15 protein-coding genes and 2 pseudogenes are annotated in these 24893 nt (G+C 69.4%); 10 read left to right on the forward strand and 7 right to left on the reverse strand.

The window, feature by feature from the left end; genetic code table 11:
- Positions 1-10: 10 nt before the first annotated feature.
- Positions 11-1096: pseudogene (dprA, locus tag ADBZ9K_RS16670) on the forward strand (DNA-processing protein DprA).
- On the opposite strand, the gene ADBZ9K_RS16675 reads toward dprA, so the two are convergent.
- Entirely contained in the window at positions 1079-2272 is a 1194-nt protein-coding gene (locus tag ADBZ9K_RS16675) for a sensor histidine kinase (RefSeq protein ID WP_526622286.1), read from the reverse strand. The pseudogene dprA and the gene ADBZ9K_RS16675 overlap by 18 nt on opposite strands.
- A gap of 131 nt (positions 2273-2403) precedes the next feature.
- On the opposite strand from ADBZ9K_RS16675, the gene ADBZ9K_RS16680 reads away from it, so the two are divergent.
- Both ADBZ9K_RS16680 and ADBZ9K_RS16685 read left to right on the forward strand, forming a co-directional pair.
- The gene (locus ADBZ9K_RS16680) at positions 2404-3051 is read left to right on the forward strand and encodes a response regulator transcription factor (protein ID WP_526622288.1); all 648 of its coding nucleotides are present in this window, start codon (positions 2404-2406) and stop codon (positions 3049-3051) included.
- A gap of 88 nt (positions 3052-3139) precedes the next feature.
- Complete coding sequence (locus ADBZ9K_RS16685; protein WP_526622290.1) at positions 3140-3988, forward strand: siderophore-interacting protein; 849 nt, start codon at positions 3140-3142, stop codon at positions 3986-3988.
- On the opposite strand, the gene ADBZ9K_RS16690 is transcribed toward ADBZ9K_RS16685, so the two are convergent.
- Positions 3985-6966 (reverse strand): MMPL/RND family transporter, encoded by a 2982-nt coding sequence (locus ADBZ9K_RS16690; protein ID WP_526622291.1) that lies wholly within the window; start codon positions 6964-6966, stop codon positions 3985-3987. The genes ADBZ9K_RS16685 and ADBZ9K_RS16690 overlap by 4 nt on opposite strands.
- Complete coding sequence (locus ADBZ9K_RS16695) at positions 6963-7394, reverse strand: MmpS family transport accessory protein (protein WP_526622293.1); 432 nt, start codon at positions 7392-7394, stop codon at positions 6963-6965. Before ADBZ9K_RS16695 ends, ADBZ9K_RS16690 begins: the two co-directional genes overlap by 4 nt.
- 75 nt (positions 7395-7469) lie before the next feature.
- On the opposite strand from ADBZ9K_RS16695, the gene ADBZ9K_RS16700 reads away from it, so the two are divergent.
- The 4 genes from ADBZ9K_RS16700 to ADBZ9K_RS16715 all read left to right on the forward strand — a co-directional run bounded on the left by ADBZ9K_RS16700 (position 7470) and on the right by ADBZ9K_RS16715 (position 9442).
- On the forward strand, positions 7470-7796 hold the full coding sequence (locus ADBZ9K_RS16700; protein ID WP_526622295.1) for a metal-sensitive transcriptional regulator: 327 nt from the start codon (positions 7470-7472) through the stop codon (positions 7794-7796).
- A 27-nt stretch (positions 7797-7823) separates the two neighbouring features.
- Positions 7824-7991 (forward strand): DUF8730 family Cys-rich protein, encoded by a 168-nt coding sequence (locus ADBZ9K_RS16705; RefSeq protein ID WP_526622297.1) that lies wholly within the window; start codon positions 7824-7826, stop codon positions 7989-7991.
- A gap of 44 nt (positions 7992-8035) precedes the next feature.
- Positions 8036-8458 carry a DUF5078 domain-containing protein gene (locus tag ADBZ9K_RS16710; RefSeq protein ID WP_526622727.1) on the forward strand — a complete coding sequence of 141 codons (423 nt, stop codon included), beginning with the start codon at positions 8036-8038 and terminating at the stop codon, positions 8456-8458.
- 63 nt (positions 8459-8521) lie between these two features.
- Positions 8522-9442 (forward strand): tyrosine recombinase, encoded by a 921-nt coding sequence (locus ADBZ9K_RS16715; RefSeq protein ID WP_526622299.1) that lies wholly within the window; start codon positions 8522-8524, stop codon positions 9440-9442.
- Between the two features lie 4 nt (positions 9443-9446).
- Here the strand turns inward: ADBZ9K_RS16715 and ADBZ9K_RS16720 are convergent, their stop codons facing one another.
- Entirely contained in the window at positions 9447-10880 is a 1434-nt protein-coding gene (locus tag ADBZ9K_RS16720) for a protein adenylyltransferase SelO (RefSeq protein ID WP_526622301.1), read from the reverse strand.
- A 123-nt stretch (positions 10881-11003) separates the two neighbouring features.
- Positions 11004-11432 (reverse strand): annotated as a pseudogene (locus ADBZ9K_RS16725) (M23 family metallopeptidase); the annotation flags it as partial.
- Between the two features lie 359 nt (positions 11433-11791).
- Here ADBZ9K_RS16725 and rpsB point away from each other — a divergent pair.
- The 3 genes from rpsB (at position 11792) to ADBZ9K_RS16740 (ending at position 15063) form a co-directional block, all read left to right on the forward strand.
- Positions 11792-12631 carry a 30S ribosomal protein S2 gene (gene rpsB, locus ADBZ9K_RS16730; protein WP_526622302.1) on the forward strand — a complete coding sequence of 280 codons (840 nt, stop codon included), beginning with the start codon at positions 11792-11794 and terminating at the stop codon, positions 12629-12631.
- A gap of 21 nt (positions 12632-12652) precedes the next feature.
- Positions 12653-13468 (forward strand): translation elongation factor Ts, encoded by an 816-nt coding sequence (gene tsf / locus ADBZ9K_RS16735; protein WP_526622304.1) that lies wholly within the window; start codon positions 12653-12655, stop codon positions 13466-13468.
- 146 nt (positions 13469-13614) lie between these two features.
- Positions 13615-15063, forward strand: coding sequence for an amidase (locus ADBZ9K_RS16740; RefSeq protein WP_526622306.1), 1449 nt, complete (start codon positions 13615-13617; stop codon positions 15061-15063).
- Here the strand turns inward: ADBZ9K_RS16740 and ADBZ9K_RS16745 are convergent.
- The gene (locus ADBZ9K_RS16745) at positions 15022-17493 is read right to left on the reverse strand and encodes an FAD-dependent monooxygenase (protein ID WP_526622308.1); all 2472 of its coding nucleotides are present in this window, start codon (positions 17491-17493) and stop codon (positions 15022-15024) included. The genes ADBZ9K_RS16740 and ADBZ9K_RS16745 overlap by 42 nt on opposite strands.
- Entirely contained in the window at positions 17490-24677 is a 7188-nt protein-coding gene (locus ADBZ9K_RS16750) for a non-ribosomal peptide synthetase (RefSeq protein ID WP_526622310.1), read from the reverse strand. Before ADBZ9K_RS16750 ends, ADBZ9K_RS16745 begins: the two co-directional genes overlap by 4 nt.
- Positions 24678-24893: the final 216 nt, after the last annotated feature.

Here is a 24893-nt window from a genome sequence, read left to right on the forward strand (position 1 = left end):
CCTGTCCCGGGTGGCCGAACCGCCGTGCGACGAGATCGCCGCGCTGGTCGGCAGCGTCGGGCCGGTGGAGGCGTCGTTGCAGGTCGCGGCCGGCGAGGTCAGCCCGGCGCTGGCGGAGCGGACCGCCGCACGCCGCGATATCGATTCGGCCGCAGCGGATCTGGAGCTGCTGGCCTGCCGCGGCGGACGCCTGATCACCCCCGACGACGACGAGTGGCCGGTGTTGGCGTTCATGTCCTTCGGCGGGTCGCCGGTGCGCGACAAGCCGGCCGGCCGCCCGCCCGCTGGCGCTGTGGGCGATCGGACCCGCCCGCCTCGACGACGTCGCCGACCGGGCGGCGGCCCTCGTCGGCACCCGCGCCGCCTCCGGCTACGGCGAGCACGTGACGGCCGAGCTGGCCGCCGGGCTGGCCGAGCAGGACGTCGCCGTCGTTTCCGGGGGTGCCTACGGCATCGACGGGGTGGCGCACCGCGCGGCGCTGAGCGCCGACGGCCAGACCGTCGCCGTGCTGGCCGGTGGTATCGACATTCTGTATCCGGCCGGGCATTCGGCGCTGCTGCACCGCATCGGCGCCACGGGCCTGCTGCTCAGCGAGTACCCGCCCGGCGTGCGCCCGGCCCGGCACCGCTTCCTGACCCGCAACCGGCTGGTCGCCGCGCTGGCCGCGGCCACGGTGGTGGTGGAAGCCGGCGTGCGCAGCGGTGCGGCCAACACCGCGGCGTGGGCGCGCGCGCTCGGACGGGTGGTCGGCGCGGTACCCGGCCCGGTGACGTCGGCGGCGTCGACCGGCTGTCACATCCTGCTGCGCAACGGCGCGCAGGTGGTCACCCGCGCCGGCGACATCGTCGAATTGGTAGGCAGGGTAGGGGAATTGGCTGATGAACTGCCGAGGCCGACGACTCCGCTCGACGGCCTGGGCGACGCCGAGCGGCACGTCTATGAAGCCCTCCCGGCGCGCGGGGTCCGAAGTGCCGACGACATCGCGGTGGCATCGGGCCTGTCCCCAACGGCGGTGTTGGGGCCGCTGGCCATGCTGGAGCTGGCCGGTCTGGCCGGCGTCAGGACGGCTGCTGGCGGCTATGCCGCCCGCGCTAGCGGAACGGTGACGGCGACGTGCGTGCCGTTGGGCACCTCGAGGATCTGCAACGTGCCCCCGGCGGCTTCGATGCGGGCGCGCTGGGAGGCCAACCCGATGTGTCCCTTGCGCAGCCGGTTGACCGCCGCGTCCGCGGCGATCCCGATGCCGTCGTCGACGACGTCGAGGTGACACACGCCGTCGGTGGCCTTCAGCGTGACGGTGGCCCGGGTGGCCCGCGAGTGCCGAACGATGTTGGACAGCAATTCGCGGGCGACGGCGAACACGATCGGATCGGTCAGGTCCGGGTTCGGGTAGTCGATATCGGTGGTGATGTCGATTCCGGAGCGCTCGGAGTTGGCATCCGCCAACTGGGTGACGGCGCGGGCCAGACCCGCGCCGGCCAGCACCGCAGGGTGCAGTTCGAAGGTGGCCTGGCGCATCTGGTCGGTGGCGCCGCGCAGCCCCGCCAGCGCCCGCTCCAACGCCTCGTCCGGATTGCGCTTGAGCACCGACATGATGTCCTGGCGGGCCATCAGCACCGACTGCAACGGACCGTCGTGGATGAACTCGGAGATGACCCGCTGCTGCTCGTCGGAGGCGGTCATGATGTCGACCAGCAGCGCCTGGCGGGATGCGCTCAGCCGGGCGATCTCATCGAGCTGGCGGCCCTGTGCATACACCGCCAGCCACACCGTGCAACACAGGAAGACGAATATCACCGTCGCCAATGTCATCCGGGCGAAGCCGATTTGGTCTCGCATCACCGGGTCGGTGTAGATCTCGACGGCGAAGGTTCCCGCGATCACGGCCAGCGCCACCGTTGCGCGCCGCCACGACACGTCCAGCACCACCATGATGGGCAGCAGCATCAGCACCAGCAGCGGTACATAGGCGCCGTCGGCGGAAATGATCTTGTAGGTGAAGATCGCCGCGACGTCGATGATCACCAACACCAATTGCATCCGCGACGCCACCAGGTAGTGCGATCTGGTGCTGAACAACAGGACGACGGCGACGACGGCGATGACCCCGTACGCGTAGGGCACCCAGCTGAACTGCGGCCACTTGGGTTTGAGGCCGACGTGCGTCGCGATGATCATCACCGCCGCCACGCCGAGACGGGCCAGCGCCACGATGCGCAGCGCGTTCAGTTCGCGGGAGTGGCGGATCTGGTCGAGATCGGCGGCTTCCAAGCGGGGCACCTTCTGGGCGTCGGCGGGTGGGTCGACTTGGTTTATACGCTGCGAACAGGGCAGGACATGCGCGAATTGCCGCACCGGCGCGTCCGCCGTGAGACGATGTCGGCCGGTCGAGAGGGCGAAGGATGGCACGAGAGTCGGAACCGGTCACCGTCGTCGTCGGTGACGACCACCCGATGTATCGGGAGGGCGTCGTGCGCGCGATGAAGGACACCGGCCGCATCCAGATCGTGGCCGAGGTCGGTGACGGCCGCGCGGCGCTGGACGCGATTCGCGAGCACCAGCCGGCGGTGGCCCTGCTGGACTACCGGATGCCCGAACTCGACGGGCTGGCCGTGGTGGCGGCGGTCGTCCGCGACGAGCTACCCACCCGGGTGTTGCTGCTCAGCGCCACCGAGGATCCCGCGACGGTCTACGAGGCGCTGGCCGCCGGTGCGGCGGGGTATCTGACCAAGGAGTCCGATCGCGACGAGATCGTGGCCGCGGTGATCAGCTGCGCCAAGGGCGGCGGGTATGTGCCGACCCATGTGGCCAGCGGGCTGGCCAACGAGGTGCGCCAGCGCTCCCGCGGTGATGCCACGCTGCTGTCCCCGCGGGAAGCCGAAGTGATCAAGTTCATCGCCGAGGGGCTCTCGGTGCCCGATATCGCCAAGCGTCTGCATCTGGCTCCGACCACGGTGCGCACCCACGTGCAGCACCTCTACGAAAAGCTCGGGGTGTCGGACCGTGCCGCCGCGGTGGCCGAGGCGATGCGGCGCCGCCTCGTCGAATGACGCCTCGTCGAATGACGGAGCCCACCGGGGCACCCGCGCGGACCGTATAGTCGAAAAGGTTGGCTAACAATTCTCGTCGGGAGGCGATGTGGCGGGTCGACCACTGCACACATTCCAGGTTGTCAGCACCGAGCGGATCGCACCGCACGTGGTGCGGGTGGTGCTCGGCGGCACCGGATTCGACACCTTCACACCCGGTGAATTCACCGACTCCTATGTGAAGTTCGTCTTCCTGCGCGACGACATCGACGTCGGGGCGCTGCCGCATCCGTTGACATTGGACAGTTTCGCCGCCCTGCCGCCCGGGCATCAGCCGACGGTGCGCACCTACACCGTGCGCCGGGTCGATCCCGAGGCACGGCAGATCACGGTGGATTTCGTCGTGCACGGCGAACACGGCGTCGCCGGTCCGTGGGCCGCGTCGGCGCAACCGGGTGACACCATCCACCTGATGGGCCCGAGCGGCGCGTACTCGCCCGACCCGGCCGCCGACTGGTACCTGTTCGCCGGCGACGAGGCCGGCCTGCCGGCCATCAGCGCGGCCCTGGAAGCGTTGCCGCCCAACGCGATAGGCAGGGTGTTCGTCGAGGTGGCCGGCCCGGAGGATGAGATCGATCTACGCGCCCCCGAAGGCGTGGAGGTCTACTGGATCTACCGGGGCGGTCGCGCCGACCTGGTTCCCGAGGACCGGGCCGGCGACCACGCTCCGCTGGTCGAAGCGGTCACCACCGCCCAGTGGCTGCCCGGCCAGGTCCAGGTCTTCATTCACGGGGAAGCCCAGGCCGTGATGCACAACCTTCGGCCCTACATCCGCAAGGAACGTGGGGTTGACGCCAAGTGGGCCTCCATCTCGGGCTACTGGCGGCGCGGGCGCACCGAAGAGACGTTCCGCCAGTGGAAGCGGGAACTCGCCGCCGCCGAGGCCGGCGAGGGCTAGGCCGGCGTCGTCACCTCGGCGCCATCGGCGGTGTCGGGTTCCGTCGCGCTCCGCGGCGGTGAGACGGCGCCCATCCGCTCGCTGTAGGCGGGCCGCTGGCGGACCTTCAGCGGCCACCAGAACCACGGACCGAGGATCGCCGCGATGGACGGCGTCATCAGGGACCGCACGATCAGGGTGTCGAGCAACAAGCCGATGCCGATGGTCATGCCGCCCTGTCCGACGTTGAGCAGGTCACCGGAGATCATCGAGCCCATCGTGAACGCGAACACCAGACCGGCCGCGGTCACCACGGTGCCGGTACTGCCCATGGACCGGATGATGCCGGTGTTGATGCCCGCCCCGATCTCCTCCTTGAACCGTGACACCAGCAGCAGGTTGTAGTCGCTGCCGACGGCCATCAGGATGATCACCGCGAACGCCAGCACGATCCAGTTCAGCTCGATGCCCACGATCCGCTCGAAGATGAAGACCGACAGCCCGAACGCGGCACCCAGTGAGATCACGACGGTCCCGACGATCACCATCGACGCCACCAGGGCGCGGGTGATGATCAGCATCACGATGAAGATGAGGGTCAGCGCGGCGAACGCGGCGATCATCGTGTCGTACTTGGCACCCGATTGGACGTCGCGGTAGGTGGCTGCGGTGCCCGTCAGGTAGATGTCGGCGCCGGCCAGCGCGGTGCCCTTGACGGCCTCGTGCGCGGCGGTCAGTTGATCGTCGACGACCGAGATGCCCTCCTCGGAAGCGGGATTCACGTCATGGGTGACGATCAGCCGGGCCGCCTTGCCATCCGGCGACAGGAACAGCTTCAAGCCCTTCTGGAAGTCGGGGTTGGCGAACACCTCCGGCGGAAGGTAGAAGTAGTCGTCACTCTTCGAGGCGTCGAACGCCTCACCCATCGCGGTCGCGGTGTCGGTCATCTGTTGCATCTGCTCGATGAGCCCGTCGAAACTGCTGTGGATGGTCTGCAGTGTCTGCTGCATTGTGGTGGCGGTGGCGATGATCGGGCCGAACTGCTGGACCATCTGCGGCACCAGGGCCTCGATGTCGCCCATCCCGTTGACCATCTTGTCCATGCCGTCGACCATGGCGGCCATGTCGGTCTGCAGCACGGCCATGTTGTCGCTGAACGTGTTCACCCCGTCCATGGCGTCGAACGCGGACCGAATGCCCCAACACGCCGGGATGTTGAAGCAGTGTTCATCCCAATAGAAGTAGTTGCGGAACGGTCGGACCTCGTCGTCGAAATCGGCGATGTGGTCCCGCATTTCGTCGAGCGTCGCCTTCATGGTGTTCATGTCGGCAACGCTGCGGTGCGCGGAGTCGACCATGCCGTCGGCCGCGCCGACCGTGGTGTGCATGGCCGCGGAGAACGTCACCATCAGCGCCTGCATCCGGGTCATCGACGCGATCATCGCGCCCATGTCGTGCGACATCGTGCTGATGTCGCCCACCCGCTGTTTCAGGAACTGCAGGTTCTGGGTGATCGGCACCGAGGACATGCTGATCTGGTAGGGGATCGAGCTGTGTGCGATCGGCGAGCCCAGTGGGCGGGTGATGCTCTGCACCATCGCGATGCCCTTGATCCGGAACAGCGCCTTGGCGATGCGGTCCAGCACGATCATGTCGGTGGGGTTTCGCATGTCGTGGTCGGACTCGATGGTCATGATGTCCGGATTGAGTCGGGCTGTGCTGAAATGCTTTTCGGCCGCCGAATACCCAATGTTGGCGGGCACGTCGGCGGGAATGTAGCGCCGGTCGTCGTAGCTGGTCTTGTAGCCGATCATGGCCAGCAGGCCGAGCAGCACGACGCTGGTGGCCGCGGCCAGAATCGGTTTGGGCCAGCGGACCGTCGCGGTGCCGACCTTGCGCCAGCCCCGGGTCTTCATCATCCGCTTGGGGTCCAGCAGCCCGAAGCGACTGCCCACGACCAGGATCGCGGGGGCGACGGTCATGGCGGCCGCGACGACGATGATCAGGGCCATGGCCGACGGATAGGCCAACGAGTTGAAGTAGGACAGCCGGGTCAGGCGCAGCGTCAGCATGGCGCCGGCGATGGTCAGTCCCGAACCGAGGATGACGTGGCCCACCCCGTGAAAAGCACTGTAGTAGGCCGACTCCGGATCCTCACCGTTCTGCCGGGCTTCCTGGTAACGGCCGATGAGGAATATCGCATAATCGGTCCCTGAGGCGATCGCCAGAGCTGTCATCAAGGGCACCGAGAATGTCGAGAAGTCCATCACGCCGAGGTGCCCGACCACGGCCACCGCGCCACGTGCGGCGCCCATCTCGATGCCGACGATCGCCAGGATGAGCAGCACGGTACTGACGGACCGGTAGACCAGGGCCAGCATGATGGTGATGACGATCATCGTGACCACGGTCATCTTGATCATGCCGCGGTCGCTGGCCTCCAGGGAATCCGTGGTCAATGGAGCCGGTCCGGTGACGTAGGCGTGCAGTCCCGTCGGTGGCGGGGTTTTGTCGATGATCGTGCGGACGGCGTCCACCGAGTGGTTGCCCTGCGTGCTGCCCTGATCACCGGCGAGGTTGAGCTGCACATAGGCGGCCTTGCCGTCACTGCTCTGCACGCCTGCGGCGGTGATCATGTCGCCCCAGAAGTCGTGGACATGTTCCACGTGTTTCTTGTCGGCGGTGAACTTGTCCACCAGGGTCTGGTAGTAGCGGTGTGCCGATTCGCCGAGGGGCTGATCACCGACCAGCACCACCATCGCGATGCTGTCGGAGGTGGACTCGCCGAACTTCTGACCCATCCGTTTGGCGGCGATCACGGCGGGCGCGTCCTGGGGCGACATCGACACGGCGTTGGCCATGCCGACCTTTTCGACCTGGGGGACAAGCAGATTCACGGCCGCGGTGAAGGCCACCCAGACGAGGATGATGGGAACCGCGAATGCGCGGATGGTACGCGGGAGGCGGGTGCGGGTGTCCTTACCGGTGTGGGCGCTCATGCGGCTTTGTCCAGACAGAAGGCCTGGGCGTCGCGGCCCTCGGCGAAGTCCTCGGCGACGAGCTTGTCGTTGACCAGGATGCGGCAGCCCAATGTGTCGGTGTCACCCTGGGCGACGACGTTGGCCAGCACCCCGGGGTCGGTGGTGCTCACGGTCACCGACCACGGCAACTCGGTGAAGCCTGCCTCCATGGTCTTGCCGTTGACGTCGAGGTAGCTGACTCGTCCGGTTGCATGTGCGGGGCCGACGATCTCGTAGGTCACCCGCTTGGTGTTGATCGCCTTGATGGCGTCTGCCGGCATTGAGGCGGCGATATAGGGCTTGTCGGAGTCGAAGAACGTCCGCAGTCGGCTGACCACGCTGACCGCCGCGACCAGAGCGATGGCGATGACCGCCGCCACCCAGAACCGTTTCATCAAGCCGAGCATCGCGGCATCTCCCTCTCGTCCGGCGCAGTCCCGCGTCAGGCGGGTATCAACTACTGCAGTAATACCATAGGGGGTATGGTATACAGAAATGGTCGGACGTCGAAAGGTGATGTCGTGAGTGCGCAGATTCGTCAGCCGCAATGCGATGCGGCCGTGGCTGCAACGCTGAACCGGTTACGTCGCGTGCATGGTCAGCTCGGTGGTGTGATCGGGATGATCGAGGACGGCCGCGGGTGCAAGGATGTCGTGACCCAGCTCGCTGCGGTGTCAAAGGCGTTGAATCGTGCCGGATTCACGATTATCGCCACCGGCCTGCGTGACTGTATCGACCCGTCCGCCGGCTCCGGCGAGCAGAAGCTGACGATCGACGAGCTGGAGAAATTGTTCTTGAGCCTGGCCTGAGGCCGGCTCGATCGGAAAGGGATCACCATGTGTCGAGCTGTGAATTGCCGCGAGTGCGGGAAGACGACCTGGGCAGGCTGTGGCATGCACGTCGACGCCGTGCGGCGTAGCGTGCCTGCCGGGCAGTGGTGTGCCGGTCACACTGCCGGCGAGGCGACATCATCACGCTGGAATCTGTTCAGGCGTAAGAAGTAACCCCGATGGCACAACACCGCGCCGGCGCCGTATGGCGAACCGCCATGGCGGTCCTCACCTCGGGTGTGGTGGCGTTGGCCGGGGCGGGTGTCGCTGCCGCTGACGCCACCGACGACTATCCGATTCCCAACCGGATCCTGCGCACATCGTGTACGCCCGAACAGATCATGGCTGCCGCACGCGACGTCACCCCGATCTATTACGAGCGCTACATGATCGACTACGGCAACAAGTCCCCGGAGTTGCATCAGGCGGTGCAGGACAGGATCCACTGGTTCTTCGCGATGGACTACGGGGGGCGGCGCCAGTACTCCGAAGACACCGCGACCAACGCCTTCTACGAACCGTTGTCCTGGCAATGGCCGAACTGGGCGAAGCTCTTTTTCAACAACAAAGGCGTGGCCGCGCACACCACCGATGTGTGTGCCCAGTACCCGGCCGATGATCCATCGGTCTGGAACGGGTAACAGCCAGGACACGGCTCCGCGTCGGTCGGCCACCATGACGGCGACGGATGCGACGGTAGGGGAGTGCAGCACTCCGGCGACTACGAGGCGATTCTCGACGACTACGCCGAACACCTGGCGCTCGAGCGGGCCCGCTCCGAGCACACCCGGCGGGCCTACCTGACCGATTTGCGCTCACTGTTCGCCTTCGTCGACCAACGTGCACCCGGAGCCGGTCTGGCCGGGCTCAGCCTGCCGGTCCTGCGCTCCTGGCTGGCCGCCCAGGCCGCCGGTGGCGCGGCGCGCACGACACTGGCCCGCCGCACCTCGGCGGTCAAGACGTTCACCGCATGGGCCACCCGGCGGGGCCTGCTCGAGGCCGATCCCGCGGTGCGGCTGCAGCTGCCCAAGGCCCGCCGCACCCTGCCCGCGGTGTTGCGCCAGGACCAGGCGCTGGCGGCCATGGCCGCCGCCGATCTGGGCGCCGAGCAGGGCGACCCATTGGCGCTGCGGGACCGGTTGATCGTCGAAATGCTCTACGCCACCGGTATCCGGGTCAGTGAGCTCTGCGGTCTGGACGTCGACGACGTCGACACCGAGCGACGGCTGCTGCGCGTGCTGGGCAAGGGCAACAAGCAGCGGACCGTCCCGTTCGGCGCGCCGGCGCTGGCCGCGCTGACCTCATGGCTCACCGATGGCCGCCCCGAGCTGGCCACCGCCGAATCCGGCCCGGCACTGCTGCTGGGACCCCGCGGGCGGCGGCTGGATCCCCGGCAGGCGCGCACGGTCGTGCACCAGACCGTGTCGGCGGTCGACGGGGCCCCCGACATCGGTCCGCACGGTCTGCGCCACAGTGCGGCAACCCATCTGCTCGAGGGCGGTGCGGATCTGCGCATCGTCCAGGAGATTCTGGGCCATTCGACTCTGGCGACCACGCAGCTCTACACCCATGTGACGGTGGCGCGGCTGCGGGCCGTGCACGATCAGGCGCATCCGCGAGCTTGAAAACCTAAGTCCCGCAGAAGGTTTGGAAACAGCGCCCGAACTCTTCGGGGGCGGGCTCGGCGTAGCGGTCGAACCCCGGCCGCTCATCGTAGGGTGCGCTGATCGCGGCGAGCAGCCGGTTGAACGGCCCCAGGTCGCCTGCCACCGTAGCGGCGGTCAACGCCTCCTCGACCAGGTGATTGCGCGGAATGTAGACGGGGTTGACCCGCTGCATCACACCGACGTCCGGATTCAGGCTGCGCCAGCGGTTGGCCCAGGCCTCGAACGCCGGCTCGACCACGCCGTGCGCAAGCCGGCGGAAGAACGAGGTGTAGTCGACGGCTTCGCTCTCCAGCAATGCCGCCAGTTCGTCGATGAGTTGCTCGGCCGCCGCGCTGTCGGCAATGTCGTTGAGTCCCAGTTTGCGGCGCATGCCCGTCGACCACGCCGCGGTGTAGCGCGGCCTGAAGTTCTCCACGGCCGCGGTCGCCAGCTCGATTGCCTGCTGCTGGTCGTCGGCGATCAGCGGCAGCAGCGCTTCGGCGAAGCGCGCCAGGTTCCAGGTGGCCACCGCCGGCTGGTTGCCGTAGGCGTAGCGGCCCCAGGAGTCGATCGAGCTGAACACGGTCCGCGGGTCATAAGCGTCCATGAACGCACACGGCCCGTAATCGATCGTCTCGCCCGAGATCGTCATGTTGTCGGTGTTCATCACGCCATGAATGAACCCGACCAGCATCCACCGCGCGATGAGCTCGGCCTGGGCCGCCACCACCGCGTCGAGCAGGGCCAGATACGGATTCTGCGCCTGCGCGGCCGTCGGATAGTGCCGGGTGATGGCATGGTCGGCGAGGCGGCGCAGCAGCGCGGGGTCACCGGTGGCGCCGGCGTACTGGAAGCTGCCGACGCGCAGATGGCTCGTTGCGACCCGGGCGAGGACGGCGCCGTCCAGCGGGGTCTCACGCTGCACGGCGCGACCGGTGGCGACGACGGACAGCGCGCGGGTGGTCGGGATGCCCAGCGCGTGCATCGCCTCGCTGACGAGGTATTCGCGCAGCATCGGGCCCACGGCCGCCAGACCGTCTCCGCCGCGAGCGAACGGCGTCCGCCCCGAGCCCTTCAGGTGCAGATCGCGCGGCTGGTCGCCGGTGCCGGTCAGTTCGCCGAGCAGTAGGGCGCGACCGTCGCCGAGGCGCGGAACCCAGCCACCGAACTGGTGGCCCGCATAGCCCTGCGCGACCGGCTGCGCGTCGGCCGGTACTTGCGTGCCGACGAGCAGGGCAACTCCGTCCGGGCTGCGCAGCCAGGCGGGGTCCAGACCCAGTTCGGCGGCCAACGATTCGTTGAGCACGAGCAGCCGCGGATCGGGAGCGGGTTCGGCCTGCCATCGCACGGCGAGTTCGGGCAGCTCGGTGGCGAAGTGGTGGCCGAGGACGACGGTCGGATCGGTCGCGATGCGCATTACCGGCCAGCCTACGGAAAACACGCCGGTGCCCGATGATCTCTGCCGCGAGCAGACACACAATCGCACTGTTCGGGGGCGATTCGTGCGATTGTGTGTCTGCTCGCGGCAAGACGGTCAGCCCGCCAGCGGCTTGAGACGGATCGGGGTGGCGGCCAGCAGCCCGGTCGGATCGACGTAGTCGGCCCGCGCCGCGGGCCCCCACATCGCACCCCAGTGCAGGCAGGCCGGCGCCGGACAGCCCGGATGTCCGCTCGCCAGCCGGCCCACCACGGTCGACGCATCGACCAGCTGGCCCACCCGCACAGCGGCCTCGACGGGCTCGTAACTGGTGCGCAACCCACCGGGATGGGCCAGCGACACCACCGGACGGCCGGCCAGGGTGCCGGCGAACACCACCGTCGCCGACCCGGCGGCATACACCGGCTGTCCCGGAACGCCGGCGACGTCCACCCCGCGATGTCCGCGCTGCCAGTCCGGTGACGGCGCGTCGAAGGCCCGGGTGACCGCCGGCGGCGGGCGAAGGGGCCACTGCAACCGGCCGGTGTCGGCCCGGCCGGTCCCGGCGCACAGCAGCAGCGCTATCACCACCGCGATCAGGGGCATCGGCCCAGTTCAGCGCGCGGTCGGGGAGTATGGAAGCCGCGTGAGCCAAAGCTGTGCACGGCCGCCGGAGTGTGGACAAAGCACCCCGCCGGGCGGTGTAAACTTTGTAACGCAATTCGCTCAAGCGGGTTGACTTCGCGCGCCTGTTCGCAAGTTCGCCATGTCGACACTTGCACACGCATGCCGGTTGGTCCCGTCTGGCTCCCCTCGGGGTTCCCGACGACGGGTCGGTATGCGCGCAGACGCCAGGGCCCGCCTTCACCCGAAGGCGGGCGACAACCGACAATGAAGGCTGGCCAACAACCATGGCTGTTGTAACCATGAAGCAGCTGCTTGACAGCGGCGCTCACTTCGGGCATCAGACCCGACGCTGGAACCCCAAGATGAAGCGGTTCATCTTCACCGACCGCAACGGCATCTACATCATCGATCTGCAGCAAACGCTGACCTACATCGACCAGGCGTACGAGTTCGTCAAGGAAACCGTCGCCCACGGCGGCAGCATCCTGTTCGTCGGCACCAAGAAGCAGGCCCAGGAATCCATCGCCGAGGAGGCGACCCGGGTCGGCATGCCGTATGTCAACCAGCGTTGGCTCGGCGGCATGCTCACCAACTTCTCCACCGTCCACAAGCGTCTGCAGCGCCTCAAGGAGCTTGAGTCGATGGAGCAGACGGGTGGCTTCGAGGGTCGCACCAAGAAGGAAATCCTGATGCTGACCCGCGAGAAGAACAAGCTCGAGCGCAGCCTCGGCGGTATCCGGGACATGCAGAAGGTGCCGTCGGCGATCTGGGTCGTCGACACCAACAAGGAGCACCTGGCCGTCAGCGAGGCCATCAAGCTCGGCATCCCGGTCATTGCGATCCTGGACACCAACTGCGACCCCGATCAGGTCAATTACCCGATCCCGGGCAACGATGACGCGATCCGTTCGGCAGCGCTGCTGACCAGGGTCGTCGCCTCCGCGGTCGCCGAGGGCCTGAAGGCTCGTTCCGGTGCCGGCAGCAGCGACAAGGCTGGCTCGGATGCCGGGGCTGCGGCCGAGCCGCTGGCCGAATGGGAGCAGGAGCTGCTCGCCAGCGCAACTGCGTCGGTCCCCAGCGAAGCCGGGCCGGTCGCCACCGAATCCACCACTGACGCTTCTTGAGTTTTTCGGAGGAAGGCTTTCATGGCTAACTACACCGCTGCCGACGTCAAGCGGCTTCGGGAGCTCACCGGTGCGGGCATGCTCGCCTGCAAGAACGCCCTGGCTGACAGCGATGGCGACTTCGACAAGGCCGTCGAGGCGCTGCGCATCAAGGGTGCCAAGGACGTCGGCAAGCGCGCCGAGCGCGCCACCGCCGAAGGCCTGGTTGCGGCCAAGGACGGTGCGCTGATCGAGCTCAACTCGGAGACCGACTTCGTCGCTAAGAACGCCGAGTTCCAGAAGCTGGCCGACGACGTCGTCAACGCGGCGCTGGAGTCCAAGGCCGCCGACGTGGAGGCCCTCAAGGCCGCCAAGATCGGCGACAAGACCGTCGAGGAGGCCATTGCCGAGCTCTCGGCCAAGATCGGCGAGAAGCTCGAGCTGCGCCGGGTGGCCTACTTCGACGGCAACGTCGAGGCCTACCTGCACAAGCGGGCGGCTGACCTGCCGCCGGCGGTGGGTGTGCTCGTCGAGTTCGAAGGCACCGACAAGGATGCGGCGCATTCGGCCGCCCTGCAGATCGCCGCGCTGAAGGCCAAGTACCTGACGCGTGACGAGGTGCCCGAGGACATCGTCGCCAACGAGCGCCGCATCGCCGAGGAGACCGCCAAGGCCGAAGGCAAGCCGGAGCAGGCGCTGCCCAAGATCGTCGAGGGTCGCATCACCGGGTTCTTCAAGGACGTCGTGCTGCTCGAGCAGCCGTCGGTGTCCGACAGCAAGAAGAGCGTCAAGGCGCTGCTCGACGAGGCCGGCGTGACGGTCACCCGGTTCGTCCGCTTCGAGGTCGGCCAGCAGTAACACGCTTGGGTGGCCCACCAACGCCGCCCACTGGAAAACCCCGCGTCACATCCGGCGATCCCGGCGACGCGGGGTTTTGCCGTTTGCGGGGTCGGGAGCCGGTGAGTCGGAGCACTATTGGACACGTGCCTGCTAGCGTCGGGTGGATGCAGCATGTGCACGCTTTCGGCGACGATGCGCTCGGCAACCTGGATGCGGTCGGCCTGGTCGATGCCCTGCGCACGGGCAAAGTGTCCCGTCCCGAACTCGTCGAGGCCGCCATCGCGCGCACCGAGGCGGTCAACCCGGTGCTCAACGGGCTGGCGCACGCGACCTTCGACCAGGCGCTTGCCCGCGCCAACGCCGGCACCCCGTACGGCGGGTACTTCGACGGGGTCCCGACGTTCATCAAGGACAACGTGGACGTCGAGGGCATGCCGACGATGCAGGGCACCGACGCCTGGGATCCGCTGCCGCAACCCGGCCACGGCGATTTCGCCCGCTTCTTCCTGGCCACCGGCCTGGTCCCGCTCGGCAAGACCCAGCTCTCGGAGTTCGGGTTCAGCGCCTCGGCCGAACATCCCCGGCTGGGCGCGGTCCGCAATCCGTGGGACACCGACTTCACCGCGGGCGCGTCGTCGTCGGGATCGGGCGCCTTCGTGGCCGCCGGGGTGGTGCCGATCGCCCATGCCAACGACGGTGGCGGGTCGATCCGGATTCCCGCGGCCTGCAACGGCCTGGTCGGCCTCAAGCCGTCACGCGGTCGCCTCCCGCTGGACAAGATGACCCGGCAGATGCCGGTGCGCATCGTCAACGACGGGGTGCTGACCCGTTCGGTGCGCGACACCGCCGCGTTCTACCGTGAGGCCGAACACATTTGGCGCAACCGTCGGCTGCCACCGATCGGCGCAGTCACCGGGCCGGGCAGCCAGCGGCTGCGGATCGCGGTGGTCACCCAGTCGGTCATCCGGCAGAGCAGCCCCGACGTCCGGGAGCTGACCCTGCAGACCGCCGAACTCCTTGGCGGCCTGGGCCATCAGGTCGACCACCTCGACCACAACCCGGTGCCGCGCTACTTCGTCGATGATTTTCTCTTGTACTGGTCGCTGTTGGCGATGACGTTGGTGCGTACCGGAGCGCGCACCTTCGGCGAGTCCTTCGACCGGACCAAGCTGGACAATCTCACGTTGGGCCTGGACCGCTACGCCAGCCGCAACCTGCACCGGTTACCGGTCGCCATCGCGCGCCTGAGCCGGCTGCGGCGGGTCACCGCCCGCTTCTACCAAACCTACGACATCCTGCTGACCCCCACCCTGGCCGAGGAGACCCCGCGCGTCGGGCACCTCGACCCGACCGCTGACTACCAGCAGATCATCGACCGGCTGGTGGACTGGGTGGCCTTCACGCCGCTGCAGAACGCGACCGGCGAGCCGGCGATCTCGCTGCCGCTGGCGCAATCGGCCAACGGTATGCCGGTGGGGATGATGTTCTCCGCTCCGATCGGCCACGAGCGCCGGCTGCTGGAGTTGTCCTACGAACTCGAGGCGGCCAGGCCGTGGCCGCGCATCGACAGCTCACAACATAAGCCGTTGTCGGACAACGTCGCCGGACACTAGCGCACCGACGACTCGGTCGAGCAGCGCCTCGGCGCGCCCAGCGGTGATGATCCCGTCGACGTAGCCGAGGTTGAGCGACAGCTCATCGCGCCCCACGGTGGCGTAGAGGATGAGGTAGCCGCTGATGGAGATCCCGGACACCACCTGCGTTCCCGACAACGACCAGTCACCCACCCGGGCCGGGACGTCGCCGGCGTCGGCCAGGCTGACGCAGAGGTTTCCCGGGCCGCGGGCATCCAGCGTCGACACCACCCGATCGGGCTGGCTCGGGGTGAGCGCCGCGAGCACCCGGAGCAGGGGGAGGCCGGCCAGGTGGTGGCGGTGCTCGATCGCGGTGCGCAGCCGGGTGTCGAACTCCGCGGCGTCAGCCCAGGCCGACCCGCCCGGATCGCCGGTCGCCGGGATCGCCACCATCGCCTGGTAGCTGCCGGTGGCGTCGGCCGCCGGCACGGGGCCCAGATGAGTGCGGAACGGAACCGACACGCTCACCGCGAAACGGGCTCGCGCACAGCTATTTTCGGCGGCGGCGGCACCGGCCAGCGCCACCGCGATCGCCGACTCCGGCCGGACACCCCGGTCTCGGCAGCGGTGCAGCAGGGTGTCGAACTCGGCGCCGCCGATGCTGCGATGCGCCAGCCGGGTCCGCCGTTGGGCGGGGGGCACCGCCGCGCTCGGGGTGAGCCGCACCAGCGGGGAATCACCGCGCTGCTCGCTGGCTTCGGCGGCCAGCCGGCCCAGCGCGCGCAGCGTGCCGCGCACTCCCCGAAACGGTCTGGGCATCAGGGGCTCCGGGGCTCCGGGCGCGGGAATCTCCGGCACCCAGCGCCCGGCCCCGGCGGCCAGCTCGACGACCTGGTGGCACAGCGCCACCATGGTGGCGCCGTCGGCCAGCGCATAGGTAGAGGTGAGCACCAGGTCGTGCACCTGCGGCCCGACGGTGACCAGGGTGGCGCGCAGCAGCGGACCGTCGCTGTCGATGGGCTCGCGCAGTTCGTGGTCGATCTCGCTCAGCCATGTGCCGGTGTCGACCACCCGCAGCGGAACCGGCCGCCCCACGACCGGCACGAATTGCGATCCGCGAACCGCTGCGCGCAGCATCGGATGCCGCAGCGCGAGGGCGTCCAACCCGGCGCGCACCTGCGACGCGGTGATCGGCCCGTCGATGCGGATCCGGCAGCAGATGGGCAGCGGCGAGACCCGATCGGCCCGCCAGTGCCAGCGTTCCAGCGTCGACAACGGGCGGGGCAACGCCGCCTCGGAGGTGTTCTCCCCGAAACCCGGCCACGTCATCGGCGTGGCCATGAAGGTGTGTACCGCGCGTCGGCTGGCGTGCCGGATCAGCCTGCTCCGCGCGGTCAGGACCACCCGACTCGTGCTCTCCTCGATGCGGGCCAGCCGGCGCGAGCCGTCGACCAGCTGGGTGGTCCGCGGCAGCCGGAGTCGTTCATAGGCCGCCAGCGCCTGTGCCGGGTCGTGGTGTCGGGCCACGGCATGGGCGAGCACCACCGCGTCTTCGATCGCGGAGTTGGCACCCTGACCCAGACTGGGCAGCATCGGGTGGGCGGCGTCACCGAGCAGCGTCACCCGGCCGTGGCCCCATCGCGGCAGCGGGTCGCGGTCCAGCGCCGGGACGGTGAGGATAGCGGATTCGTCGGTGGCGGTGACGATCTGGCGGATATCGGGGTGCCAGTCCCGCAGCCGCCGCAGCAGGTCGTCCCGGCCATGCGGCCAGTTCGCGGCCAGCGGGCCGGCGGCCGATGTGGTGGCCCACCAGTAGACGCCGCCGTGGCCGCAGTCGTGCAGGCCGAAACGCAGATCACGTCCCCAGAAGTGGATCGACTCACCGGGACTCATCAGTGCCGGGGCCGCCTGCGCCAACGCCAGCCAGCACACGAAGTTGCCCGGCCGCGGGTCGCGCAGACCATGCAGTTGCGCGCGAATCACCGAGTTGACCCCGTCGGCGCCGATCAGGATGTCGGCCTGCACCCGGCGGCCGTCGGCCAGGTGCAGCGTCACGCCGTCGGCGTCCTGCTCGAAACGGACCGCCTCGGCGCCGGTCAGCACGCTGAGCCCGCGTCCGGCCGAGTCGACCAGGATGTCATGAAGGTCCTTGCGGGCCAGCACAACCGAGGGCGCACCCAGCCTGGCATCGATCGGGCCGACGTCGATACGTCGCAGCAGGGCGCCGCGGGCGGTCCGGAAACTGAAGGTGGTGACCTTGCCGCCGGCGCGCAGCAATGCCTCGTCGATGCCGAGGTCGAGGGTGCGCAACGCGTTCATCGCGTTGCTCTGCACCGCCAGGCCGAACCCGGCCGCCCGTAACTGCGGTGCGCGCTCGCACAGCGTCACCTCGATGCCTGCCCGTCGCAGTGCGGCGGCCGCTGTCAACCCGCCGATGCCGGCCCCTACGACGATCGCCGAACGGGTCACGGCGTCATCTCCAGATATCGTTGTAGCCCAACCTGTTCGGCCAGTACCGCGGCCAGATCGGCCACGTGCGGCTCGGTGACCATGCTCAGATGGTCGCCGGGCACCGCGATGACCTCCAGGTGCCCGCCGACGTAGTGGTCCCAGCCGTTGGCGGCCTCGCCGTAGCGGGAGCCGGCCGCGTCGTGGGCGGCCCGGAGCGGCTCGGGCAGCGCCTGGGCGGCACGCAGCAGCGTGACGTCCAGATCGCATTGCGGCGGCCGGTAGTCGGCGCCGGCCCGCCAGCAGGCGCGGAAGACGTCGAAGAGCCGGCGTAGCACGTCACGGGACCCGCGACCGGGCAGCACCCCGTGCTCGACGGCGCGGGCCAGGACGAAGTCCAGCGCCGCCTCGTCGGAGTTGACGTCGGCCGGCAGCGGCTCCACCGCGCTGGCCGCACCGCCCGCTCCCCACAGCAGCTCGGCCAGGAAGAACGAATACAGGTGCTGCGCCGCTACATCGGTGTGCGAACCGGGTCGCAGGGTCATGGTGTCGATCAGCACCACCGATCCGAGGTCGGCGTCCTGCTCGGCCAGCTGGCGGGCCATCTCGAAGGCGATCAGCCCGCCCAGCGACCAGCCACCGATGTGATACGGGCCGTCCGGCCGGATGCGCTGGATGGCCCGCAGGTAGTCGCGGGCCATCTGCGGCACGGAATCCGTTGGTGTGGTTCCCGGCTCGATGCCCGCCGCCTGCAGCGCGTACAACGGCTGCTCGGCCGGCAGGTGCCGGGCCAGGCCGGCGTAGCACAGCACGGTGCCGCCGATCGGGTGCACCAGAAACAGCGGCGGCCGGTCGCCGGCCGGTGTCAGGGCCACGACCGGGTCGAACCGCGCCGCGCTGCGGTGTCGTACCCGGTCGGCCAGGCCGGCCACGGTCGGGCCGGCGGCCAGCACCGACATCGGGACGTTCACCCCGAACCGCTGCTCGATGCCGACGATGAGCCGCAGCGCCGACAGCGAATCACCACCGAGGGTGAAGAAGTCGTCGAGCACGCCGACCCGCGCGACCCCGAGCGCGTCGGCCATCAGCCCCGCGATCACTGTTTCGTGTGGGTCGCGCGGCGCGACGTGTGACGGCGTTGATGCCGTCGGGGGCAGCGCGGCCAGGACGCGGTCGGCGCGTTTGCCGCTGGCGGTGCGGGGCAGTGCCGACAGCCATTCGAACCGGGCCGGGACCATGTGGTCGGGCAGGCTGTCGCGCAGGGCGTGACGCAGCCGGCGGGTCACCGCGTCGTCGGCGGTGCCCACCAGGAACGCGACGAGTTGGGTTGTGGCACTGGACTGGCCAGCCTCCCGGCGGGCGACGACCGCCACGTCGGAGACCGGCAGATCCGCGGCCGCCTGGGACAGGGCCAGTTCTACCTCGCTCGGTTCGACGCGGTGGCCGCGCACCTTGACCTGGGTTCCCCGACGGCCGTCGATCAGGATCCGTCCGTCGGGCAACCGCCGGCCCAGATCGCCGCTGCGGTACAGCCGCGCCCCGGCCACCGGGCAGTTCCGGAAGGCGGCGTCGGTGAGGTCGGGCCGGCCCAGGTAGCCGTCGGCCAGTGCGGCGCCGCCGATCCAGATCTCACCGGGCGTCCCGTCGGGCACTGGGCGCTGCCGGTCGTCGAGGACGAGGACGGCAACGTTGGCGATCGGGGTGCCGGCGGCCGGCAGAGCGGGGAACCGGTCCGGGTCGCCGGTCATCGGCTCGTGCGTGACGACGTGAGTTTCGGTCGGCCCGTACTGGTTCTCCAGCAGCACACCGTCGATCGCCGCGCAGAACCGGCGGATGGCGTCGGTCACCCGCAGCTGTTCCCCGGACGAGACGATGATGCGCAGCGCCGAGGGCACCGTCCCGCGCGCCACGGCGATCTCGGCGAGCGGCTGCAGTGCCACGTAGGGCAGCAGCACCCGCTCGGTCCCGGTGGTCTCCAATGTGGTCAGCAGCGCGGGCAGGTCGCGGCGCAGTTCCTCGGTGACCAGCACCAGCGTGCCCCCGCCGCACAGCGTCGAATAGATCTCCTGGAATGCCACATCGAACGTCAGCGGGGCGAACTGCAGGGTCGAGGGCGCCCGCCCCGCCTGCGGACTCCACCCGCTCGGCACCGACAGCTGCCAGCCCACGAGGTTGGCCAGCGCGCGGTGCGACATCACCACACCCTTGGGCCGCCCGGTCGACCCGGAGGTGAACAGCACATAGGCGGCGTTGCCGGGTCGCACCGCCGGCAGCGGCCGCGGTGCGGTCGCCGGGGTGGCCAGCAGATCCGGCAGGTTCAGTCCGGCCCACCGACCGGTGTCGACGGGCTGGTCGGTGACCACGGCGACCGGGGCAGCCTGATCGAGCATCGCCGCCCGGCGGGCTCGCGGATAGGCCGGGTCGATCGGCACGCACGCCGCGCCGGCCAGTGCGATACCCAGCACGGCCGCGATCTGCTGCGGGCCGCGCCCGGCGCACAGCGCCACCCGGTCGCCGCGGCGGGTTCCGTGCGCCAGCAGTCCGGCCGCGACGCTGTCGGCCATCGCGGCCAGCTGCCGGTAGGTGACCGTGGTGTCCTCGACTCGCAGCGCCGCCGCGTCGGGGGTGCACCGGACCCGGTCGGCGAACATCGACACCACGGTGTCGGTCGTGCTGGACGGGGCGGGCACCGTGGCGGCCGGGGCGCCGAAGTCGATGGCGCCGTCGGGATCGGTGCAGATGCGTTGCAGCGCAGTCAGATAGGCGGACGCGATCTTCTCGAGCTGCCCGGTGGTGTACAGGGTGGCATCGCCGTCGAGGCGCAGCGACACCGCCCCGTCGCGGGGATCGCGGGACACGGTGGCCAGCAGGGCGAAGTTGGTGTCCTCGTGGATATCGACGCCGAGCAGCTCGACGTCGGCGGCGCGCAGCAGGGAACCGGCCCGGTGGAAGTTGACGTAGTTGAACGCGACTTCGATCGCCACGTCGGCATCACGTTGCAGGTCGGCCAGCGGGTAGCGGGAGTGCGCGGCGCCGGCACGTTCGCGCTCGAAGGCGGCGTGCACCACCGCCCGCCAGGTCATCGCGGTCGTGTCGACCCGCAGCGCCACCGTGTTCAGGAACAGCCCTGCCGCCCGTTCGGCGTTGGCCCGCTCCGGGCGGCCGTGCGTCACCACGCCGCAGGTCACGTCGGGCTGCCCGGCGAACAGCCCCAGCGTGATCAGGTGGGCGGCCAGGTACAGCGATTTGACCGGAACATGTTCGGTGGCCGCGACCCGGGCGGTGTGGGCGCTCAGCGGCGCGGGGACCGCCACCGTGTGCCGGATCCGCGCGCCAGGGGCGGGTCGGTCGGCATCGGGCGGTAGGTGGTTGCGCAGCCCCGGAAGGTGGACCGGCGGTGCGCCGTCGAGCATCCGGGTCCAATACTCCCGGTCGGCGGGGTCGGCGGCGGAAAGACGTTCGGCGCGTATGTATTCGGCGAACGAGGGCAACGCCTCGGCGCCGACCGGACCGACGGCCGACCCGCCGAGGTACCGATAGTCCTGCAGGAGCTCGGCCAGGATGGTCGAGACACTCCAGCCGTCGAGGATGGCGTGGTGGAACGCGAACACCACGTCGACCCGGTCGGCCAGCAGGAACACCGCGAAGTGGTAGAGGCCGGGCCGGTCGAACCGGTAGCGGCGGTGCCGGCGGTCGGTGATGTGCTCGCCGACAACGGCTTCCGCATCGACGGTGTCGGCGTCCCGAAGATCGACGACCTCGCAGTGGGTGGCGGCGTCGTGGTGTACCAGCTGCAGCGGCTCGCTGAAGCGGGCCAGGTCCAAGGACGTGCGCAGCACCGGGTGGCGGGCCACCGCCAGGTCCAGCGCGGCACGCCAGACCCCCTCCTGCCAGGGCATACGCAGGCTGTAGCGGAACACGTCGTGGTAGGTCGAGGAGCCGGCGCGCTCACTGCTGTGGAACAGCATGCCCAGCTGTAGGCGGCTCAACGGGTAGGCGTCCTCGATGTCGCCCAGTCTCGGCCGGTCCACGGCACTGATCAGTTCGAACGGCGCGACCGGCGGCACCGGGTCGGCGCCGATGACGACGTGGGCGGCCAGTTCGGCCGCGGTGGGGTAGCGGGCGATGTCGCGGGTGTCGAGCAGGATTCCGCGGGCCTCGGCCAGGGCCCGCACCCGCAGGGTCAGGATCGAGTCGCCGCCGAGGTCGAAGAAGTTGTCGTGCACCGACACCGCCTCGGCGTCGAGGACCTCCCGCCACACTGCGACGAGGGTGGCTTCGACGTCGGTGCGTGCCTCGACCGGGCGGGGGTCGGCGCCGCTGTCGCGCCAGTCGGCCAGCAGCGCGGCGCGATCGGCTTTGCCGCTGGCGGTCAGCGGGATGTGCGCCACCTGCCGCAGGTGCGACGGCAGCATGTACTCCGGCAGCCGACGGGCCAGGTGGGCTCGCAGCGCGGCGCGGTCCAGCTCGGGCGCGCCCACATAGAAGGCGATGAGATGGGTTCCACGGTCTGCGGATTGACCGGCGATGACCACCGCGTCGCTCACCCCAGGCACCGTGGCGATGGCGTCCTCGACCTCGGCGGGCTCGACCCGGTTGCCCCGGACCTTGACCTGGCGGTCGATGCGGCCGAGATACTCCAGCTGGCCGTCGGCCAGCCGGCGTGCGAGATCGCCGCTGCGATACATCCGCTGGCCCGGGTGGAACGGATCGGGCACGAAGCACTCCGCATCCAGGTCTGGCCGGTTGAGGTAGCCGCGGGCGAGTCCCGCCCCGGCGATGCACAGCTCACCGGGAACGCCGATCGGCAAGGGCGTTCCGGACCCGTCGAGCACATAGAGCCGGGTGTTGTCGATCGGCCGGCCGATCGGCACCCGGCGCGGAGCCCGATGCGGGTCGGGCGGGCAGTCGAAGTAGGCGACGTCCACGGTGGCCTCGGTCGGGCCGTACAGGTTGATCAGCCGCGGTGCCCGGGCGCCGAGAGCGGCGAACACCCGGTTGAACCGGACGACGTGGTGCGGGCGCAGGGATTCCCCGCTGCAGAACACCAACCGCAGGCTCGTGGCGCGTCCGGCCGCCTCCGGCGAGGCCTCAAGCAGGTCCAGGAATGGCGTGAGCATGGACGGCACGAAGTGCACCACCGTGACACCCCAGCGGGCGATGGCATCGAGGATCTCGCGGGGGTCCCGCTCGGCGCCCGGCGGCGGCAGCGCCACCGCGGCGCCGTGCATCGCCCACCAGAACAACTCCCAGACCGAGACGTCGAACGAGATCGACGTCTTGTGCAGGAGCACGTCGCCGGGCCCGATCGGGTAGCGCCGCTGCATCCAGTCCAGCCGGTTGACCACCGAATGGTGCTCGACGGCGACGCCTTTGGGTTGTCCGGTCGATCCGGACGTGTAGATCACACAGGCCAGATCGCTTCCCGACGCCGGCCCCGGCCCGGCGGACGGCGCCGTGGCGTCGGGGGTGATGAGCGTGAGCCCATCGAGCCCGGGACGGTGAACATCGTCGGTGATCACCGCCGCCACACCGGCGTCGCGCAACACATAGGACACCCGCTCGCCGGGATGGCGCGGGTCGACGGGCACGTAGGCCGCACCGGCGTGCAGTACAGCCAGGATCGCGACCACCAGATCCGGGCCGCGCTCCATCGCCACGCCCACGCGGTCACCGATCCCAATGCCGTGGCCGCGCAAGCCGGCAGCCAGCCCGTCGATACGGGTACCCAGCTGGGCGTAGGTCAGCGGCGCCGAACCGATGGCCACCAGCGCGGTCTCGTCGGGAAAATGCTTGGCCTGCGCCAGGATCCGGGCGCTCACAGTGGCGGAGTCGTCGCGGGGCACCGTGGTGCTCGGGTGGGGATCGGTGAGTGCGTCCTGGTCATCGGCTGCGACCATCGACAGGGTTCGGGGATCGGAGTCGAGGGCGTCGAGGCCAGCCTCGAACAGCGTCTTGAGCTGGTGTTCGACGGCCTGGATCGGATAGTCCTGGTCGAACACATCGGTGGCGTAGTCGAAGATCAGCTCCATCGGGCCGTCCTCGTCGAACTCGTGCACGTGCACCGCAAGCGTCAGCACATCGGAGCCCTGCGGCAGCCCGTCGACGCTGGCCACGATCGGTGACAGCGCCGCGACCTGGGGCAGCCGCAGGTAGTTGACCGTGACGTCGAACAGCGGACCGCCCTGCCCGCCGGCCCGGCGCAACTCGGTCATGAGGTCGCCGAGTGGGAATGCCTGTCGCGCCTTGGTGTCCTGCACGCGGCGACGGACCTCGGCGACGACGTCGGTCAGTCGGGGGTGGCGGCCCAGCTCGATGCGCAGCGGCAGGGTATTGGCCAGGTGGCCGCCGGCGACACCCATCTCCGCGCCGGTGCGATTGTTGAGCGGGATGCCGACGGTGATGTCGTCGGTGCGCAGCATGGCACCGAGGTAGGTGCCCACGATGGTGCACAGGTAGGGAAAGAACGGCAGGCCCGCCGCGCGCACCCGGTCGGCGAAGGAGCGGGGCAGTTCGCAACGGTGCCGCAGGACCGGGGCCAGTTCCATGCCGGGCCGGTCGAACAGGACGGCGGCCGCGTCACCGGCCTGCTCGACGAGAAAATCCCGGTCGGCGCACCACTGTTGGGAGCTGCGGTACTCGTGGGCCCGGTCGATGCACTCCAGGAACGACGATCCCGCGACATCGACCAGCTGCCCGGTGGTGGCGGCGATGTTGTAGTCGGCCAGGATGTGGGCGGCCAGGATGAACAGCCCCGTGGCATCGGTGGCGACGTGGTGGGAGCGCAGCAACACCCGATAGGAGGTGGCGCTTTCGCGCAGCAGCGTCAGCCGCAGGGGGACCTGGCCGTCACGCAGGTCGATGGGGGAGTCCATCGAGGCGCGGATCACCGCGCTCGCCGTGGCGGCAGGATCCGGGTGTCCGGACAGGTCGCGCTGGTCGATCGGCGGCATCTGCGTCGCGAATTCCTGGTAGGGCACGCCGTCGCAGACCCCGAAGCGCACCCGCATCCCATCGTGGCGTTGCCACGCCCGCCGGTAGCACTCGATGAGCAGGTCGACATCGATGTCGCCGACGAGGTGGGCCGTCAGTCCCGACACGTAACAGGGCACCCCGGGGAACAGCTCGGCCACCATCCAGAGATCGCGCTGGTATCCGGTGAGCTGACGACGCCATCGATAGGCGCCACCGTCGGCGGTATCCATGCTCTCGTCCACCTCTTTCTCGCCGTCCGTGCTTGCTGGCCGGGCAGGGCGACACCGATTTCGGTGACACCAGCCCACAAACCGTCGGAGCCTAAACGGGTCGCAGCGAAAAGTGGGGGCTACCTTTTGGGTCCTTCGCCGCCGTGCGCAGGCCGGGCCGACGGGAGCCGGCGTGGCCGGCGGAGTTCCCACAGACACGCCGAATTAACACCACCG

The organism is Mycobacterium sp. (assembly GCF_965229265.1).
Lineage (GTDB): Bacteria > Actinomycetota > Actinomycetes > Mycobacteriales > Mycobacteriaceae > Mycobacterium.